Source organism: Serratia sp. CY29653 (assembly GCF_052169255.1).
Classification (GTDB): Bacteria; Pseudomonadota; Gammaproteobacteria; order Enterobacterales; family Enterobacteriaceae; genus Serratia; species Serratia sarumanii.
The window spans coordinates 2,048,091-2,067,389 of sequence record NZ_JBJNLC010000001.1 but is presented as its reverse complement, the minus strand read 5'-3'; the positions used below and the strand labels follow the sequence as shown (position 1 = coordinate 2,067,389).

The following is a 19,299-nucleotide window of genomic DNA, read 5'->3' as shown; positions in this document are numbered from 1 at the left end:
TTGATTCAATCAAAACGACAGGCTGCCGGTCTGGTTATCGGCACCCTTTTGTTTGCGATATCTGCGCCGGTTTATTCGATAGGGATTTTAGACGCATATTCGCTGGCATTAGAAAAGGACCCGACTTTCCGGGCGGCTATAAAAGAGAAAGAAGCGGGAGATGAGAACGAAAACATCGGCAGGGCGGGGCTGCTGCCGAAAGTGTCGCTGAACTATCAGAATTCGCCGCGCAACTGGCAGACGCAAAAATATCCGCAGAGCGACTTTTTCGGCAATGTTTCGGAGGTCACCCGGCGGCAGCAATATCGCAGTTATTCCAGTTCGATCACGCTGACGCAGCCGCTGTTCGATTATGAAGCGTACGCGCGCTACAAAGCCGGCGTCGCGCAGACGATGATGTCGGACGAGCGCTATCGCGGTAAGTTGCTGGATCTTGCGGTTAGGGTGATTAACGCCTATGTCGAAGTGGCCTATTCCAAGGATCAAATCGCGTTGGCCGAAGCGCAAAAGGCGGCTTACAAGGAACAGCTGACCTTGAACGATCGCCTGATGAGCGCCGGTGAAGGCACCATTACCGACGTATCGGAAACCCAGGCGCGCTACAGCCTGGCCGAAGCGCAGGTCATCGAAGCGCGCGATGCGCTGGATGCCGCGCAGCGCGAATTGGAAGTGATTATCGGCATGCCGCTGAACCAGCTGGATGAATTGCAGGTGTTGCGGCCGGGCAAGTTCAAGGTGGCGCCGCTGATCCCGTCCAAGTTCGAAGAGTGGCAAAAGATCGCGCTGGAGAATAACCCGGTGCTGGCCGCCTCGCGTCATGGCGTGGATGCCGCCAAGTATGACGTTGAAAGGAATCGGGCGGGCTTTATGCCGCAGGTTCAGCTGTATGCTTCGCATTCGGAAAACGACTCCAGCAGCGATAACACGGTTAACCAGAAATACCGCACCGACAGCATCGGCGTGCAGGTCAGCATGCCTATTTATTCCGGCGGCGGCGTTTCGGCGTCGACCCGGCAGGCGGCGGCGCGCTATGGCCAGGCGATGTATGAGATGGATGCGCAGACGGGCACCACGCTCAACGATCTGCGCAAGCAGTACAATCTGTGCATCAGCAGCCGCGCCAAGGTGGCGGCCTATGAGCTGGCGGTACAATCGGCCACCACACAGGTGACGGCGACCCGGCAAAGCGTGCTGGCCGGGCAACGTGTCAACGTTGACGTGCTCAACGCCGAACAGCAGCTCTATAGCGCCCAGCGCGATCTGGCCTCCGCCAAGTACGCCTACATCAAGTCGTGGATTACCTTGCTGAGCGACTCCGGTACGTTGGATGAAAAAGATGTTATGCGGGTAGCGCAGTATTTTGCCCGCAGTCGCTAGCAGCATATTCACTATGAGCATTAATCTGAAAGAGCAGCACTATGCTGCTCTTTTTTGCGTTAATACGTTATGTTATTGGCTGGTAGTTCCTTCTGTATTTATACTTGCCTGGTTTATTTTTATACATAATTTTCTGTTAAGGAACGGTAGGTTAGAAGGATGCATGCTTTTCGCAAAGTGTAACAATTGGTTAATTTCCGTACGAATTTTAGAGTGATGCTGCTGACGTGCGGCGGCGTCCTTGTAAGAACGATGGCTGAGTAAAGGGTAGATAATGTCCAAACTAATTCCTGTGGTTATGGCCGGTGGTACTGGGAGTCGTCTGTGGCCGATGTCGCGAGAATCGTTTCCTAAACAGTTTTTATCTATTGATGACAGCGGGGTGAGCCTGCTGCAACAAACGTTACAGCGTTTGTCGGGTCTGACCGGTATCGAAGTTGCTGCTCCTCTGGTCATCTGCAATGAGGAACACCGTTTTTTAGTTGCCGAACAATTACGTGAAATTGGACAATTAGCGACCAATATTATTTTAGAGCCCGTAGGGCGTAATACTGCCCCAGCAGTGGCGTTAGCCGCTCATCTTGCTGCTGAGGAAGACGAAGAGAGTATGCTTTTGGTGCTGGCAGCGGACCATCTGATCACCAAAGTGGATAATTTTCACGCGGCTATTCAGACGGCTATTTCGTTTGCAGAAAACAACCAATTGGTCACGTTTGGCATTATCCCTGAGCACCCTGAAACGGGCTATGGCTATATTAAGCGTGGCGAGCACCTTTCCAATGCATGTTTCAAAGTTGATTCGTTCGTTGAGAAGCCGCGTTTGGAGAAAGCGGTCGAATACCTCGCCAGCGGTGATTACAGCTGGAATAGCGGTATGTTTATGTTCAAGACGGCCAAATTCCTGCAGGAACTGCGGCAGTTCAGTCCTGAAATTTTCAGCACAACCCAGCAGTCTGTGAGCAACAGTCAACGCGACATGAATTTTATCCGGGTTGAGCAAGACATCTTCAAGCACTGCCCTAGTGACTCCATCGACTATGCGGTGATGGAAAAGACACATGACGCGGTGGTGATTCCTATTGATGCGGGCTGGAGTGACGTCGGTTCCTGGTCCTCATTGTGGGAAGTGTCAAAGAAGGATCATTTGGGTAATGTCAACGTGGGTGAAATTATCTCAATCGATTCCAATGATAACTACATTTCCTCTGAGTCCGCGTTGGTGGCGACCATCGGGTTGGAAAACCTGGTTGTGGTCAACACCAGTGATGCCTTGCTGATCGCTCACAAGGACAAGGTGCAGGATGTGAAGAAAGTGGTTGATGAGCTTAAAAAACGCAATCTTCATCATTTTCGCCAGCATTCCACCGCCTATCGTCCCTGGGGCAAGATTTGCGATATCGACAGCGGCACGCACTTCCAGGTGAAGAAAATCATTGTGCGGCCAGGGGAGGGGCTGTCGGTACAACGCCATCTCCACCGTGCCGAACATTGGGTCGTCGTGAGTGGGGCAGCAAGAGTTAACGTTGATGATCAAGAGTTCTTCTTGTCGGAAAATCAGTCTACCTTCATTCCTCCGGGCAGTGTCCATACGTTAGAAAACCCGGGAAAAATCGATTTGGAAATGATCGAGGTCAGGTCGGGGCACTATCTGGAAGAAGATGATATTGAGCGTTTGCAAGATCGCTATGGCAGAGTTTAATAGGGTTTGGTAATGCAAAAATTGACGTGTTTTAAAGCTTATGACATTCGGGGAAAGCTGGGCGAAGAGCTGAATGAGGACATCGCGTATCGTATTGGACGCGCCTACGGCGAGTTTTTGAAGCCCAAAAATATCGTGTTGGGCAGCGATGTTCGGTTAACCAGTGAAAGCCTGAAACTGGCGCTGGCGAAGGGTTTGCAGGATGCGGGCACTGATGTGATAGACATCGGCTTAACCGGTACCGAAGAAATCTATTTCGCCACAACCTATTTAAAAACGGATGGTGGCGTGGAAGTCACCGCCAGCCACAACCCGATCGATTACAACGGCATGAAGTTGGTGCGTGAGGGCTCTCGGCCGATTAGCGGCGATACCGGGTTACGGGCGATCCAAGAACTGGCGGAGAAAAACCAATTTCAGGCCCCGCCTGCAATGCGCGGTAGCTATGTTCGCCAGGACGTATTAGGGGCTTATGTAGAACACATTCTGTCCTACGTCGACGTGAAAAATTTCAAACCATTGAAGCTGGTGATCAACTCGGGCAACGGTGCGGCGGGGCATGTGATCGATGCTATTGAAGCGCAACTGAAGGCGCGGGGCGTGCCGCTGGAGTTTATCAAGGTGCATCACCAGCCGGACGGCACTTTCCCTAACGGTATTCCCAACCCATTGCTGCCTGAGTGTCGCGCGGATACCGCCGATGCGGTGCGTGAGCATAGCGCTGATATGGGCATCGCGTTCGACGGCGATTTCGACCGCTGCTTTCTGTTCGATGAAAAAGGCGATTTTATTGAGGGTTATTATATCGTCGGCTTGCTGGCGGAGGCCTTCTTGCAGAAACAGCCGGGCGCGAAGATCATCCACGATCCACGTCTGAGTTGGAACACCGTCGATGTAGTCACCGATGCCGGGGGCGTACCCGTGATGTCGAAAACCGGCCATGCTTTCATTAAGGAACGCATGCGTGCGGAAGATGCCATTTATGGCGGAGAGATGAGCGCTCACCACTATTTCCGTGATTTTGCTTATTGCGACAGCGGCATGATCCCGTGGCTTCTGGTCGCTGAACTGGTCAGTGTGAAGGGACAAACTCTGGGGCAACTGGTACAGGATCGCATTGCCGCCTATCCGTCTTCCGGTGAGATCAATATCAAACTGGCTCAGCCAGCCATATCCATTGAAAGCGTTAAACAACACTATTTACCGCATGCCGATGAGGTAGACTACACAGATGGCATCAGCATGGCGTTCGCAGGCTGGCGTTTCAATCTGCGTTCCTCCAATACGGAACCTGTGGTACGTCTTAATGTCGAATCACGTGCCGATGTTGCGCTGATGCAAGAGAAAACAGACGAGATTTTGGCGCTGTTGGCCGCAGGGTCGTAATGTTTGTTTGAGGTTTTGCGATAAGTCAGTGATGAGGGCGGTTTTTACCGCTCTCGCTTAGAGGTTGTTGTGATACCTTTGAGTTGCGATCCAGGCCTGTTTAGGCGACTTGGCAGGTAGCTTTCTTAAAATACGAAGAGATATCTTTCGGTACAACCGAGGTATAAGAGGTTGAAATGACAATATTAGTTACCGGTGGTGCCGGTTACATTGGATCTCACACCGTTTTATCTCTGCTGGAACGTGGCGACGACGTGGTGGTGTTGGACAACCTGTCGAACTCGTCAGCGGAATCTTTACACCGCGTAGAGAAACTGACGGGAAAAGCCGCCGTGTTTTACCAAGGCGATGTTCAGGATGCTGAATGCCTGCATCGCATCTTTGAAGCGCACACGATTACCGCTGTGATCCACTTCGCCGGCCTTAAGGCCGTTGGGGAATCTACGCGTAAACCGCTGGAATACTACCAGAATAATGTTACCGGAACGCTGGTGTTACTGGACGCCATGCGCCGTGCCGGCGTGCATGATTTCATCTTCAGTTCCTCCGCCACTGTCTATGGCGCCAATTCGCCGGTGCCCTATGTGGAGACGACACCGATCGGCGGGACAACCAGCCCTTATGGCACGTCCAAGTTGATGGTGGAGCAGATCCTGCAAGATTTCGCTAAGGCTGAACCGCAATTTTCGATTATTGCCTTGCGTTACTTCAATCCGGTGGGGGCTCACGAGTCCGGACTCATTGGCGAAGATCCTAACGGTATCCCCAACAACTTGCTGCCTTACATCTCACAGGTGGCTATCGGCAAGTTGGAAAAGCTGGGCATTTTCGGCGGAGATTATCCGACGAAGGACGGCACGGGAGAGCGCGATTACATCCATGTCATGGATTTGGCTGAAGGCCACCTGAAAGCCATGGATCATTTGCCGAAGATCAACGGATTCAAGGCTTATAACCTGGGGGCTGGCGTAGGGCACTCGGTGCTGGCGATGGTTCAGGCGTTTGAAAAAGCGTCCGGCGTAACGATCCCTTACCAAATATTACCTCGCCGCGACGGCGATTTGCCTGCTTTCTGGGCGAACGCCGATCTGGCTTATCAGGAGTTGGGTTGGAAAGTCAGTCGGGGTATCGATGACATGATGCGCGATACCTGGAACTGGCAGAAGAAAAATCCGCAAGGATACCGTTAAACAGCGCTGATTAAAAATATCGATTGTTGGTAGTCTGGGCGGTGCTCCGACAGCCACAAGGCTATCGGAATCTAATAAACAAGAAGAGCACCGATCAGCGAGGGTTTATCACCCTCGCTTTTTTATGGGCTTTATCTGATAATAATCAGCACTTCCTTATGAAAAATCCGCGCTATCAGATTATACTGGTGCCATTGAAGATACTTTGTTGGGACGATATGTCGTTATGGCATAAAACCGCAGGGTATTGCTGGTCACGGTATCTGGTGTGTGAATATGAGATGTTCCCTCCTGGAAATGCCTTGTTGAAGATCTGTTGAGAGAGACAAGAGCAGCGAGTATGTTAGCCTATCAGGCTTGTGAAGCTTTAAACTCCACCATTTCACTTACTTTGCATCAGTAAGGTACACTGAAGTTTTGCGCTAATGGTAGTGAGTATCAAGGCGTTGAGAGGAAGACGCTGTGGTTGGTCACGGATTTTATCAATCGTTTACCTCAAAATGATGCTTCCTGGCTCCCTTGTTTGCCTCTGTTCTCATGTTGTTAACAGGTAGCGGTAAGGAGGATTAGGCTTTGTTTACGTTTTTTGCCATCACGCCAATAAAGCTAAGATGTTGTAATTGACTGTATTTTGCGAGAATTTTTTGAGCACAAATTCTCGCGTCTTATGAGGTACGCAGAATGCAGGTTATCGATACTAAAATCGATGGAGTCAAAGTCATTCAACCAACGGTATTCAGTGATACTCGCGGTTTTTTTATGGAAACGTTCGAGAAGCGTCGCTTTCAAGACATGCTGGATATCGATTTGGACTTCGTCCAAGACAATTATTCACGCTCTTCTCGGGGGGTTTTGCGCGGATTGCACTATCAAGATATCAAGCCGCAAGGCAAGTTGGTTCGTGTGGTGCGGGGCGAAGTTTATGATGTTGCAGTAGATATTCGCCCAGACTCACCCACATTTGGCAAGTGGGAAGGCATTGTGCTATCGGAAGAGAACAAAACTCAGCTTTGGATCCCGCCAGGTTTGGCCCACGGTTTTGTCGTGCTTTCTGAGATCGCGGATTTTGAATATAAGTGCACGGATTACTATTCGCCAGAACATGAAAGGTGCCTGATGTGGAATGATCCCGATGTCGGCGTGGCCTGGCCTGTTCGGCACCCTGTTTTGTCGGAAAAGGACAAGAACGGCAAATTTCTCAGAGAACTGATTTAATGAGAGTTCTTTTAACCGGGGCTAAAGGACAGGTCGGGCGCTGTTTTATCGATCGAGTACCCGCCGATTGGGTTATTTTAGCGGCCGACCGCAATACGATGGACATTTCCAAACTGGAGCAGGTTAAGGCTGTCGTCCAGGAGTTTAAACCGACGGCGATCATCAATGCTGCAGCCTATACCGCCGTTGATAAAGCGGAACAAGATTGCGAGGCTGCGTTGTTAGCCAACGTTGTCGGCCCAGCCAATTTGGCCATGGTTGCAAACGCAATGGAGTGCCGACTGCTTCATATTTCTACAGATTATGTTTTCGATGGCCTGGGCAGGCTTCCATACAATGAGTTGGCTGGAACTCGCCCACTGTGCATTTACGGGAAAACCAAGCGTGATGGCGAATTGGCGATCGTCTCAGAAATGCAAGATGCGATAATTCTTCGCACTTCCTGGGTTTTCAGTGAATATGGCGAAAATTTCGTTAAAACCATGCTGAGGTTGGCAAAGCAACGTGAATCTCTTGATATCGTAGCCGATCAACGCGGTTGCCCGACATATGCAGGGGACATCGCAGACGCGATGATAAAAATGTTGCTTTGTGAGGCTCAGGGAGGGATCTATCACTTCTGCGGGGATGAAGAGGTCTGCTGGAGTGAGTTTGCGGAGCACATATTTAAAGTTGCCGCGGAGGTGGGGGCGATTTCTCGCATGCCAAAGGTCAGTAAAATAACATCAGAACAATATGTGACTTTGGCCAAACGTCCTAAATATTCAACCTTGAGTTGCAATAAAATCAATGGGATAGGTATTCCTGCTTCTAACTGGCAGTCAGCCCTGGAATACGTGATTTCTCGATTGAGAAAAATAGGTTACTTACAAGAGTAATGTCGGCACTGCGAGGGTGAGCATGATGTATTTTGTTCTTTTCATGCTCACCCGGCAGTAATTGGCGCATAGCTTATTCGCTATGGAGCTACCAAATTTTCCAGCCGTGAATATTAAAGAAAGTAATCATTGAACGTGAAAATAGCTTAATATGTACCCAGCCTTTGCGTGCGGCATGGCCACCGTAATGTACTACTTTGACATCAGGGACATAGGCGATTCTGGTAATTTTTCCCGTACGGATGCTGAGATCGAAATCCTCGAAGTAGAGAAAAAATTTGGGATTGAATCCGGATACTTCTTTCAGGACGGAGTAGCGGAAAAACATAAAGCAACCGCTCACAATCGGTGGGTCGAAATAAACATCGTGCGGTGTCAGCGTATCAGCCATTTCATAGCTACGGAGATAATTTTTGAAAAAGCGCTTTCCTTTAACCGAGGCAAAGAAACGTAATAGATATACAAACACAGAAGGATATCGTTTACATAAATACTGTGTTTCGCCGTTCCCCCAAGTTGCATAAGGCGTAATTAAACCACATTCAGGATGCTTATCCATAAAGGAAAATGCATTCTCTAATGCATTCTTATCCATCTCTAAATCAGGGTTTAATATAAGGGTGTATTTTGACTTAATAGCTAAGCTTAAATTATGTGACACTCCAAAGCCAGGATTGTCTGGTCGCGATATGTAATTTCCGGGAATGACGTCAAGGAACTCTTTAATTAGCGAAGTGACTGCAGGCTCAGTAGTTGGTGAGTTATCAACAACCAATAAATAACAGTCGTGTGCTTTAAAAACGTTTGTCTCAACAAGTGTGGCAAGGGTTTTTCTTAAATCTACAAGATTCGGTTTGAAAATTACTAATGAGATTGTAAGAAATTTTTCATCTTCAATAGCCGGTAAAGACATGAGAGAATCGTCCACTCCATCTTGGGATGTCGTTTGGTTTTTTAGGTGAAGGAAAAACTAGCGTGTTGTCAGGTATAGTAATGCTTAGCGTTGCGTCAGAATTGTAGGCTTCTTCTTTGTGATGCCATAGCATCTCGCCAAATGGAGTCGATAGTATGGCTTTCCCTGCCAACCTGTATTCGTAGAATTTAACAGGGTCGACATATTTAGTAATGTCGTTCTGCAAAAAAGGAATAATCACATAATCAAATGTGGATATCTTATTCATTACCTGGGGGTGTGGAATGGGCGGCTCCAGGATGATATTTTGAGGTAAGCTTTCCGGAATTCCTGTTTTTCTTGGCCCTACCAGGTTTATGATTGCTTCCGGATTTTTAGTGGCTAACTCGAACACCCACTTCCAGTCAAACCAGCTTGCGATTGTGCCGATATAGCCAAATGTGATTTTTTCATGCGATGCTTTCGGGATATGAATTTTCTGCAAGTCATCTGAACACGCATTCAACACCAACTCAGTTTTGCTGGGGGCGATAGACGAAAATTTCTCAATTAAGGCATGGCTTGAACAGAATATGCGGTCAACTTGTCGGGCGATTTCTTTTTCAAGATTAGCCGTATTTTTCTTTGATAGGCCAGAATAAAACGAAGGGAAATCATCCATGGCGTCATACCACACTTGCCGCCATTTAAATTGCTTGATAAGCATGTTGGCCAGCAGACAGGGTTTGCCGATAACCAGGGTGGTATCTTCAGATATAAAATTCTTTATATCGTCAATGATTTTCTTTATTTTCCCTTGGTTGAACAGCTTAAACAACGCAGGTAGCGGCTCCACGGGGGCTACAAAACCCAACCGAGCCAGTTGCAGACCCTCTATCAAATCCAATCCTGCAGGTTCAGGGGCATGACGGCCGGGGGTCAGATCGGCGAGGGTAGGAAAACGACTAGGATAAGGCTCAATCCACAAAAGTTCCTGGGTGGCATGGGTCAGCGCGTATTTGGCGAAAAAATGAGGGCGCTGACTTATGCTCAACCAGGGAACCGCTGAAAGATAGACGATTTTCATTGGCATTGTTTAGTAAAGAAATTGCGGACGATACGGACGATACGCTGGCTGGACTCACCATCACCGTAAGGAGAGCTTCCTTTTGCCATTTCTTGATAGGCCTGAGGGCTATCAAGCAGCAAAGACGCTTCTCTTACGATGTCCGCTTGTTCCGTTCCGATTAATTTCACCACTCCTTCCGAGACGGCTTCTGGGCGCTCAGTATCGCGACGTAAGACCAAGACGGGTTTGCCCAAGGCCGGAGCTTCTTCTTGCACGCCGCCAGAGTCGGAAAGAATCAGGTAGGCATTCTTCATGGCGGCAACGAAAGGGCCATAGTCAAATGGGCTGACCAGCTTAATTCTTTCGTGGTCTTTTAACAGACGGTCCGTGACTTCGCGCACGTTTGGGTTGGGATGAACGGGGAAAAGAATATAGATATCACTATATTTTTCAATAAGTTCAAGAGCCGCGTTGCAGATATTGACAATGGGTTGGCCGAAGTTCTCTCTGCGATGAGAAGTGATAAGAAGCATCCGGGCGTCTTGGGGGATATCGATGCCGATATCAAACGTCTTTTGTGCGGTCGTCAGCAAGGCATCAATCACGGTGTTTCCTGTAACGTGAATATGCTCTGCAGGAATGCCTTCGTGCAAGAGGTTGCTTTTAGATACTTCGGTCGGAGCAAAATGCAAGCGTGCTAAATGTCCGGCAAGAATACGGTTTGCTTCTTCAGGAAAAGGTGAATAGAGGTCGTGTGTGCGCAGCCCCGCCTCGAGATGAGCGAAAGGCACTTTCTTGTAGAAACAGGCCAGGGATGTCACGAAGACGGTCGTCGTATCGCCTTGTGCGATAACCAAATCCGGTGCTGCCTCTTCGAGAGTTCGGTCGATGCTGGTCATCAGGCGCGCGGTCAACTCTGGCAATGTTTGCCCTGGCGTCATGACATTAAGATCATAATCGGCTTCAATTTCGAAAAGTTGGAAAGCCTGATCCAACAGGTCTCGGTGTTGGGCCGTCGCCAATACGCTAACGTCGAATTCGCCGGAGATCTGAAGAGCCTTGATCACCGGCGCCATTTTTATCGCTTCCGGCCGAGTGCCCACAACGCACATAATTTTCTTTAGCATAACTTCCTCAAAAAATTAACATCCCCATTCTGAAAGCAAAGTCAGCATAGGATGGTCGAAATTAGTGTCTACGTAGCAATTCATCCCAATCGCTCATAAAGGCATGAGCTGAAAACTTATCTTTAAGTTCGGACAGTGATACTTTGGAATTTGCATAGTTTTCAGAAATAAACTCTATTTTTTCTGACAATTGACGTGCACCATGCAGAGGATAGGTGAACTCTTTCTCACGGGGGGCCACTAAATACCGGTGTGCTTCGATATCGGATAAAACGACAGGTATATCGGAACAAATGGCTTCTGAAGCTGATAGCCCAAAGGACTCCCCTGTTGATGGCGAAATAAATATGCCATTTGCTTTGGAGACTGCGATGAGAAGCTTATCAACTTTTAAAAATGGCACTGGCGGCAAGACAACGGCATCGCCAATCAGGCCTCGGCTTGCTAACTCGGTATTGATGTCGATCTCAGAGGATTGTGGGCCGCACAGAAGAAGCATATATTTTTCAGGATGGCGCGCTTTCAGTGAAACAAATGCATCTAATAGTTCGAGTGGATTTTTTAACTTATCCATACGTCCCAAAAATAGGATAGGCCTTCTCGACCAACGCGGTAACGTTGGAATACTATCTGCATCATGAGATACATGATCCCAAGGAACAAAATTGCGCAGCAGTGATAGTTGACAGGGCACTTTCTTCAACTCAGGCTCAAGTTGTTCCATGAACAGGTTTGAAGGACAAAGTATTGCCGAACAACTTTCCGGGATATTGCTCAGATAGGCTCTGTTATCCTTATAAGGCGTATGGCATTCTGCAAAGTATTTGAGTTTTTTAGTATGGCAAAATTCAAGTGCGGCAGGAAAATCGATACAGAATATATAGTGGTAATTCTGCTCCTGCAGATAATTCAGGCTGACTATTTTTACATTGACGTTTTTACAATCAGACAGAGCGGAATTAATCGCTTTAGCTGCACCAGAGTCGTGAGTAAAGAGAACGTCAATCTGATAAATCCCCGTGTCATTTAGCAGTTTTGCACGAGTAAGCATGACCTTTTCAACACCCCCGTGGGTTGCCCAAGGGTAGATAAATGCTATTTTACGAAGCATAAAGTTCTCCGATTCCATTTTGACTCAAAATGTCTGACTCCATTTTTTTGAACCTGGCTGCCCAGGTTGTTTCTTTCAGGAATGTTTCAAGTTCGGATGAATTTCGCTCGCAATTTAATGTTTTATTAAACAACTCAAGGATATCACTTCCGTCGGAAAAATAAGTCATCGGATAGCGTTTAATATGTTCGATACCTGTTACCAACGTTGGCAAACCAAAATAAAGGTACTCATATATTTTAATAGGATCTACCGCTTGGGCAAGCTCACCACTTTTGAAGGGGATTAACCCGATCGACCATTCTTTAACATATCGATGGAGATCTTTCGGCATCACTTTACCAACTAGCATGATATTGGTAAAGTGCTTCACTTTTTCGACAACCCATTCGGGCTCGCCATAACCAATAATTTCAAAATGATACTGAGGGTTATGTTCGGCTAGTTTAAAAATGATATCCCAGTCAAACCAGGAATCCGTAAGGTGGCCGAAGTAACCCACTTTATTTGAGGTGCTCTGCGCGATATTTCGTGTATCGCCCAATACGTTCTCTGAGTAACCGTTGCCAATAACCTCAATATCACTTCGGAGCGAGGAGAATTTATCGCGCAGTGATGGAGCAACGCCACATACATAATCACTTTGTAATATGATAGTTTCTTCCGCTTCTCGCAGATACCAAGGTGCTTGACCCACTTGATTGAAGCACTCCCACTCATCCATGATATCGTAAGCAATGTGACAGCCTTGCGCTCTGAAATCGTAGATGGCTGGTATAAATACCTGTGCTGGCAGAGTAATGATGAATAGCGCCGTTTTACCATTCAATTTGCATTGTTTGGTAAAGTTGACGAATTCATACAAAGGCACTTGGTAAACGTTTTGCCACACCTGAGAGCAACCTTTCGACAGGGGCTCCTGCGGTGTCCATTGCCAGGCGATGAAAATAACCTTATACCCTTTTTCAGCAAAATATTTTGCCGCATTAATCGGACGTTGGTTGACCAGTTCGTCAAATTCAAAGCTACAAGGAATAAAGATGATTTTTTCCGCGTTGTTCACCTCTAAGAGCCATGTCGGCAAGTTTTCCGACGCTGTAATTTCAGTTGCAGCGGCATTGCAGCGATACTGGAAATATTTTTGCACGTAGCGATGACGTTGTGAGTGTAGCTTCACTCTTAGAGGCTCGGGAAGCTTCCAGTAAAGGGTTTTAGCTAATTCATAACGTTTGTCTGGTCTGGTGACAGACTGGCTGGTGAGCTGGAACCAATATCTGAGCTTTTGCAGTGAGGTTGCCCCCAAGGCTTGTGCTTGAGTTTGCATATGCTGGTTTTGCTGTTCCGCCATAGAGGTCAATAGTTGAACCAGAGATTTAACGTCTTGTTGCAACGATTGATTTTGCTGCTCTAGTTCACTTAATTTTGCCATCACAGACTGCTCGGCACTCGGAGGGATGATCGTACTACTTTGAAAATCCCCCATTTCCTTATCGAGTTTATTTTTCATTCCGACGTTCTCGGTTAAACATTCATCGTGCATGGTTATTATAGCGCGGCTTTCTAATAAACGATTTGCTACCGTTTTGAAAATAGCGGTAATAAATTCGTTAGCGTATAAATAATTTTCGTCGTGCTGCAACTCAGGGGGTTCTGCTAAATTTTGGTAAAGGCTTAAAGAATCGCTGTTGTCATATCTTTCTTTATCAGGAGCCGTGAAACCTTCGAAAATTTGGCTCCATCGACCTTCACTTTGATATTGGTTGAGCAGTGATGGAGAAAGAGGACGAGCGCTGGAAAATGCAGCTATGAGTTGTTCTTCATCGACATTGCTCAAGTTCCTGCCTGAAAAATTACAATAGGCGGCTTGCTTAAAGAGTTCGTCATCAAGTATTCCTTTGATGCCGTCATATCCTACCAGGCAGATAGGAAGCTGACTAAAACCCGCCTCAAGTACGCCACGTCCCATGCCTGCGAACCCAGCATAGTTTTTCATCACTGCGGGAATATCGCTCACGATACCTTTAAAATGAACCCACTCATTGTAACCGTTATCACTTACATAAGTTCTAATTAGGTGTGCATTATCACCGTCCCCATAAATATCTAAGCCGCTTATGGATTCGCAGCGGCTTGCGAAATCGATGAAGCTTATAATACCATCGGATTTGTCACTATCTAATCTGCTGGCGATCAGCCAGCTTTTATTCTCAGGGCACTCTATCTCTGTGTTGTGAATTTGGTTATTATCGATCAGATTAGGGACGATCATGACCGACGGATGGTCGATAATTTCCGCCAGTTGGTCTGCTATTTCTTGAGACACGCAGAATATTGTTTGCAGTGTCTTTAGAAAGTAGATGGCCAGCGTTTGATTATAAATGTTCTTGGTGAAATGTTGCAGCGACAGTGGTCCATGCAGCGTCAATAGCGAGGGGATTTTCTCACAATCTGCAGCAATCACTGCGGGGAAAATGCAATCAAAGGGGTGAACATGAACGAGATCAATATCCTTTTCTTTGATTACTTGACGTATCGTGTCGATCGCCTGAATGAGCTGGCTGATTGAGCCTATATTCAAATCGGAATTTTCATGATATGAGCTCAGTTCTTCGGGCAATAATGTCGAGTCTGCTACAGCGGCAGACATAAGATGTACCTGATAACCGTGGGCAACCAGATCCTTTACCTGGGTGTCTATATAGGTCTCTAACCCGCCGATAGAGTAATACTGAGTTATGATAAGTATTGATTTATTCATGTTCTCCTGACCACTTTTCGAGTGATAACGAAACAGGCAAGGCAGCAATACCTGACATAGTTGTACGGGGCTCTATGACCTTAAGAACGATCACGTCAGTTTTCTTATCAAGGTAGGACATATCAGCGTGGCTGATGGCGTTGGCGATAGCTAATGAAACAAAATAGCTGCCTTCGCACAGAGCCAGGTCAAGTTCAAACGTTGCCCTAAGAATATCGCCGCCCTTAGCATCATGTATATTCTTTTTATGGTATAAAGTGCTGGTGCCAAATACCGTGATGCCTTCAACGGTCTTGATGACTAAACCGGCTTGCAGTTCTGCTATTGGTCCAAACACGCTAATATCAAAGCTGATAACAGCCTTTTCGCCTACGCGGAAAAGATCGCATGGCTGATTGTGGATATCTTTGATGATCCAACTTTCAATCAGTGCTCCGCTTGTCAGGTCGCTTTCGGCTTGTTCCGCGATTGAGCCCTCATGGGCAGCGACGGCGTCCTGGCTTTCTTTTACCGGCGCGTCGGCTGATTTATTGGTGTTTTTAGCGATGTTATTCAGATAACGAAGGTAGGTCTTTTCGTCCGAATAAAGCAGGGCATGGTATTGATCGATGATTTCCTTAGCGCTACCGATGGCTTCAACCCGACCTTTACGCAATAAAATAGCGCGCTGGCAAAACTTCTCTACGGTCGATGTTGAATGTGTCACTAGGATGATCGAACATCCCTGCGCGCGCAGGGATTCGATATAGTCGAAGCATTTGCGTTGGAATTTCTCATCACCGACCGACAGTGCTTCGTCAACGATGAGTACTTCAGGTTTTATGCAAGCCTGAACGGCAAAAGCCAAACGTACATACATTCCGCTGGAGTAGGTTTTGACCGGTTGGTCGATATGTTCGCCGATGTCGGCAAAGGCTTCGATCTCAGGGAACTTCTGATCCATTTCACTGCGCGTCATGCCAAGAATTATGCCGCTCAGATAAACGTTTTCACGGCCGGTAAACTCAGGGTTGAAACCGGCGCCGAGTTCCAGGAGCGCAGCCAGTTTGCCATTGACTTCGACGCTCCCTGAGGTTGCTGTCAGCGTACCGGCGATAATCTGCAACAAGGTGCTTTTCCCTTCGCCGTTACGCCCCAAAATACCGAGTGTTTCACCGCGCTTAACGTCAAAGGTAACGCCGTTTAATGCCCAGAACTCTTTGAAAAACGTACGGTGACCAAACGAGAGCATCTGATATAAGCGATGCTTCGGGTTTGCGTACATTTCAAATCGTTTCGAAATATTTTTGACTGAAATTGCGAATTCAGATGACATCGGCAAACCCTTTACGCGTGAACATAAACCAACCATAACCTAGCAGCATGATGACGAAAGAGGTGAGGGTATAAACGCCCCAACTGCCCCAGGCGATATTTTTACCCAGCATCATGCAATCTCTTGCCTGCTCAATCACGTAAGTCAACGGGCTGAGTTGCATGAAGATATGATAGGCGTCAGGCAGCATGGATATCGGATAGAATATCGGCGAGAGGTACATCAAAATCATGGTGAGCACGCCAACGACTTGGGCGATGTCCTTTAAGTAAACACCTAGAGATGAAAGGAACCAGGATACGCCCAGGACCATCATGAGGAATGGCGCAATGATCACTGGTAACCACAGGATGTGCCAGGTAGGAAGTCCTACAATTGCCACATAAAATAACGACCAGACGATCAAATTTATCACCATTTGAAACAGCGCGGTCAGCAAAGACACGAGCGGCAGCGTTTCAACTGGGAAAACAACTTTCTTAACATAGTTAACGTTATTAACAATTAATGAGGGAGCGCGGTTAATGCATTCAGAAAAAAGCCCGAAAAAAATCAAACCAATAAATAGTGCTAACGCAAATTCTCCTTTGGAGTCTACCCCTGCGCTCCAGCGAATTTTAAATACGACGCTGAAAACGAAGGTATAAATCACCATCATCAATACTGGATTAATAAACGACCAAAGAAGCCCGATGAATGACCCTTTGTATTTACTGCCGATATCCCGTTTTGAAAGTGAAATAACAAGATTCTTATTGGTGGTAAGTGTATGAAGACACCGATAAAAAGTCTTAACAAGAATAGAGAAAATATTCATTTAACACCTAGGCTATTGATTAACTTTTTTGACTTTATGGTTTAACTTTCTGCGTAACATAATCATGTGTAACGGATGCGTTATTGATATGGCGGAGGATGAGAAAATAGCTATAGGGCTAAACACACTGTTCCGCGAGCATTCCATGGAAAATACGTCAAAATTTTCTCTCGGAGATTTTCATATCGTGAACATAATCTGTTTTGTCCGTGCGCACCCGCATCGCATTACCACTGGCTATTGTCAAACGCGTTTCGGTCCTACGGTAATGTCGCGGAACACATCAATGATACATGAGATTTTCTTTTATTTTTCGATGCCTTCACTTCAGCAAAAAACATCACATTTCTTGATGAAGCGGAAGTGAACACTGAGTTTTTCGCGTACAGATTGCCTGATTTTTAGGCAGGGCGTTGCTCTGCGCAAGCGTGTTTAGTCTAAAAAAGCACGCTACCGCCCTTGGTAAGCGAGAACCAATAGAGGGGGGCGCGTGTTAGTTTTCATTCATATGCTGAAACTATTTTCAGCATAAATAGGCTAGAAAACCTTTAATATCCTACCACTAAATCACTTGTAATGCCTCTGGATTTTCAGGGTTTCAGTCTGTTCCTAGTAACCAGTGATGACATATTCAAATGAGATATGTGCAATTGCTAGGAATTGTAGGATTACAGACCAGAATGCAAGCGTGGTGCGTAATGGGATGACTTCTTTCGAAGGTGTGGAGCAGGTTTGCCAATGCGATATCCTCATCTTGAACCACATGTTCTGGTTGATTTTTGGCCGTTGACACGAGTGCGGCAAACCGCACATCCGAACCTTTTCTTTTCCGCAATGTTACCGGTAATGTAACAATGCGCTCAGGGCGTATATAAAACCGCCAACTGTGCGTGATTTTGTAAAGATTGTTATGGCTGCGATAGGTACATGCTTAGGAATAATCATGTACAATAAAGCAATGCAACCCTACTATGTTGTATAACCATTTGATTACAATGTAGTAATTATCTCAGACAGGAGTTCCTAAATGTCCAAGCAACAAATCGGCGTTGTCGGCATGGCGGTAATGGGCCGCAACCTCGCGCTGAACATCGAGAGCCGTGGTTACACCGTTTCCATTTTCAACCGTTCTGGCGACAAAACTGACGAAGTGATCGCTGAGAACCCGGGCAAGAATCTGGCGCCGTATTATACCGTTGAAGAGTTTGTCGAATCGCTGGAAAAACCGCGCCGCATCCTGCTGATGGTGAAAGCGGGCGAAGCAACGGATAAAACCATTGCCTCGCTGACTCCGCACCTGGACAAGGGCGATATCCTGATCGACGGCGGCAACACCTACTATCAGGACACCATCCGTCGTAACCGCGAACTGTCCGACCAGGGCTTCAACTTCATCGGTACCGGCGTTTCCGGCGGTGAAGAGGGCGCGCTGAAAGGGCCTTCCATCATGCCTGGCGGCCAGAAAGAAGCTTACGAGCTGGTGGCGCCGATCCTGGAGAAAATCGCTGCGGTTGCGGAAGGCGAGCCTTGCGTGACCTACATCGGCGCAGACGGTGCCGGCCACTATGTGAAGATGGTGCACAACGGCATCGAATACGGCGACATGCAGCTGATTGCCGAAGCCTATTCTCTGCTGAAGCAGGCGCTGAACCTGAGCAACGAGCAACTGGCCGAAACCTTCGCCGAGTGGAACAAGGGCGAACTGAACAGCTACCTGATCGACATCACCAAAGACATCTTCACCAAGAAAGACGAAGAGGGTAAATACCTGGTCGATGTGATCCTGGACGAAGCCGCCAACAAAGGCACCGGCAAGTGGACCAGCCAGAGCTCGCTGGATCTGGGCGAACCGCTGTCGCTGATCACCGAGTCGGTGTTTGCGCGCTACCTGTCCTCGCTGAAAGACCAGCGCGTTGCCGCGTCTAAAGTGCTGACCGGCCCGAAAGTGGCGCCGTTCACCGGCGACAAAGCCGAGTTCATCGAGAAAGTGCGTCGCGCGCTGTATCTGGGCAAGATCGTATCCTACGCGCAGGGCTTCTCTCAGCTGAAAGCCGCGTCTAAAGAAAACAACTGGGATCTGCACTACGGCGAAATCGCCAAGATCTTCCGCGCCGGCTGCATCATCCGCGCCCAGTTCCTGCAGAAGATCACCGACGCTTACGCGGCGGATGCCGATATCGCCAACCTGCTGCTGGCGCCATACTTCAAGCAAATCGCCGACGAGTACCAGCAGGCGCTGCGTGACGTGGTGGCCTATGCCGTGCAGAACGGTATTCCTACGCCGACCTTCTCCGCTGCGATCGCCTACTACGACAGCTACCGCTCCGCGGTGCTGCCGGCGAACCTGATCCAGGCGCAGCGCGACTACTTCGGTGCGCACACCTATAAACGCATCGACAAGGAAGGCGTGTTCCATACCGAATGGATGGAATAAGCCCGCCCGTTGAGCGATAAAAAAAGCCGCC

The 19,299-nt window shown here is 47.7% G+C and carries 14 protein-coding genes; 7 read left to right on the top strand and 7 right to left on the bottom strand.

The window, feature by feature from the left end; all coding sequences use genetic code 11:
* The 6 genes from ACJ8HN_RS09965 (at position 1) to rfbD (ending at position 7,745) form a co-directional block, all read left to right on the top strand.
* The gene (locus ACJ8HN_RS09965) at positions 1–1,377 is read left to right on the top strand and encodes a TolC family outer membrane protein (protein WP_016928415.1); all 1,377 of its coding nucleotides are present in this window, start codon (positions 1–3) and stop codon (positions 1,375–1,377) included.
* Positions 1,378–1,651: 274 nt separating this feature from the next.
* A complete protein-coding gene (locus tag ACJ8HN_RS09960) occupies positions 1,652–3,076 on the top strand; it encodes a mannose-1-phosphate guanylyltransferase/mannose-6-phosphate isomerase (protein ID WP_442523349.1) in 1,425 nt (474 codons plus the stop codon).
* Between the two features lie 12 nt (positions 3,077–3,088).
* On the top strand, positions 3,089–4,462 hold the full coding sequence (gene cpsG / locus ACJ8HN_RS09955) for a phosphomannomutase CpsG (RefSeq protein WP_442523348.1): 1,374 nt from the start codon (positions 3,089–3,091) through the stop codon (positions 4,460–4,462).
* 176 nt (positions 4,463–4,638) lie between these two features.
* On the top strand, positions 4,639–5,652 hold the full coding sequence (gene galE, locus ACJ8HN_RS09950) for a UDP-glucose 4-epimerase GalE (protein WP_033654601.1): 1,014 nt from the start codon (positions 4,639–4,641) through the stop codon (positions 5,650–5,652).
* Between the two features lie 681 nt (positions 5,653–6,333).
* On the top strand, positions 6,334–6,867 hold the full coding sequence (gene rfbC / locus ACJ8HN_RS09945; protein ID WP_033642476.1) for a dTDP-4-dehydrorhamnose 3,5-epimerase: 534 nt from the start codon (positions 6,334–6,336) through the stop codon (positions 6,865–6,867).
* The gene (rfbD, locus tag ACJ8HN_RS09940) at positions 6,867–7,745 is read left to right on the top strand and encodes a dTDP-4-dehydrorhamnose reductase (RefSeq protein ID WP_442523346.1); all 879 of its coding nucleotides are present in this window, start codon (positions 6,867–6,869) and stop codon (positions 7,743–7,745) included. Before rfbC ends, rfbD begins: the two co-directional genes overlap by 1 nt.
* 88 nt (positions 7,746–7,833) lie before the next feature.
* On the opposite strand, the gene ACJ8HN_RS09935 is transcribed toward rfbD, so the two are convergent.
* The 7 genes from ACJ8HN_RS09935 to ACJ8HN_RS09905 all read right to left on the bottom strand — a co-directional run bounded on the left by ACJ8HN_RS09935 (position 7,834) and on the right by ACJ8HN_RS09905 (position 16,834).
* Positions 7,834–8,658, bottom strand: a complete 825-nt coding sequence (locus ACJ8HN_RS09935) for a hypothetical protein (protein ID WP_442523344.1) — start codon at positions 8,656–8,658, stop codon at positions 7,834–7,836.
* Positions 8,639–9,724: a glycosyltransferase gene (locus ACJ8HN_RS09930; protein WP_342176099.1), complete on the bottom strand. Its 1,086-nt coding sequence runs from the start codon at positions 9,722–9,724 to the stop codon at positions 8,639–8,641. Before ACJ8HN_RS09930 ends, ACJ8HN_RS09935 begins: the two co-directional genes overlap by 20 nt.
* The gene (wecB, locus tag ACJ8HN_RS09925; protein WP_161764245.1) at positions 9,721–10,833 is read right to left on the bottom strand and encodes a non-hydrolyzing UDP-N-acetylglucosamine 2-epimerase; all 1,113 of its coding nucleotides are present in this window, start codon (positions 10,831–10,833) and stop codon (positions 9,721–9,723) included. The genes ACJ8HN_RS09930 and wecB overlap by 4 nt, the downstream gene beginning before the upstream one ends.
* A gap of 61 nt (positions 10,834–10,894) precedes the next feature.
* Positions 10,895–11,944: a glycosyltransferase family 4 protein gene (locus tag ACJ8HN_RS09920; protein WP_072265229.1), complete on the bottom strand. Its 1,050-nt coding sequence runs from the start codon at positions 11,942–11,944 to the stop codon at positions 10,895–10,897.
* The gene (locus ACJ8HN_RS09915; protein WP_442523343.1) at positions 11,934–14,702 is read right to left on the bottom strand and encodes a glycosyltransferase; all 2,769 of its coding nucleotides are present in this window, start codon (positions 14,700–14,702) and stop codon (positions 11,934–11,936) included. Before ACJ8HN_RS09915 ends, ACJ8HN_RS09920 begins: the two co-directional genes overlap by 11 nt.
* Positions 14,695–16,017 (bottom strand): ABC transporter ATP-binding protein, encoded by a 1,323-nt coding sequence (locus ACJ8HN_RS09910; protein WP_060421577.1) that lies wholly within the window; start codon positions 16,015–16,017, stop codon positions 14,695–14,697. The genes ACJ8HN_RS09915 and ACJ8HN_RS09910 overlap by 8 nt, the downstream gene beginning before the upstream one ends.
* Positions 16,007–16,834: an ABC transporter permease gene (locus tag ACJ8HN_RS09905; protein ID WP_033654608.1), complete on the bottom strand. Its 828-nt coding sequence runs from the start codon at positions 16,832–16,834 to the stop codon at positions 16,007–16,009. The genes ACJ8HN_RS09910 and ACJ8HN_RS09905 overlap by 11 nt, the downstream gene beginning before the upstream one ends.
* A 1,027-nt stretch (positions 16,835–17,861) precedes the next feature.
* Here ACJ8HN_RS09905 and gndA point away from each other — a divergent pair.
* The gene (gene gndA, locus ACJ8HN_RS09900) at positions 17,862–19,268 is read left to right on the top strand and encodes an NADP-dependent phosphogluconate dehydrogenase (protein WP_004938815.1); all 1,407 of its coding nucleotides are present in this window, start codon (positions 17,862–17,864) and stop codon (positions 19,266–19,268) included.
* The last annotated feature ends 31 nt before the right edge of the window (positions 19,269–19,299 follow it).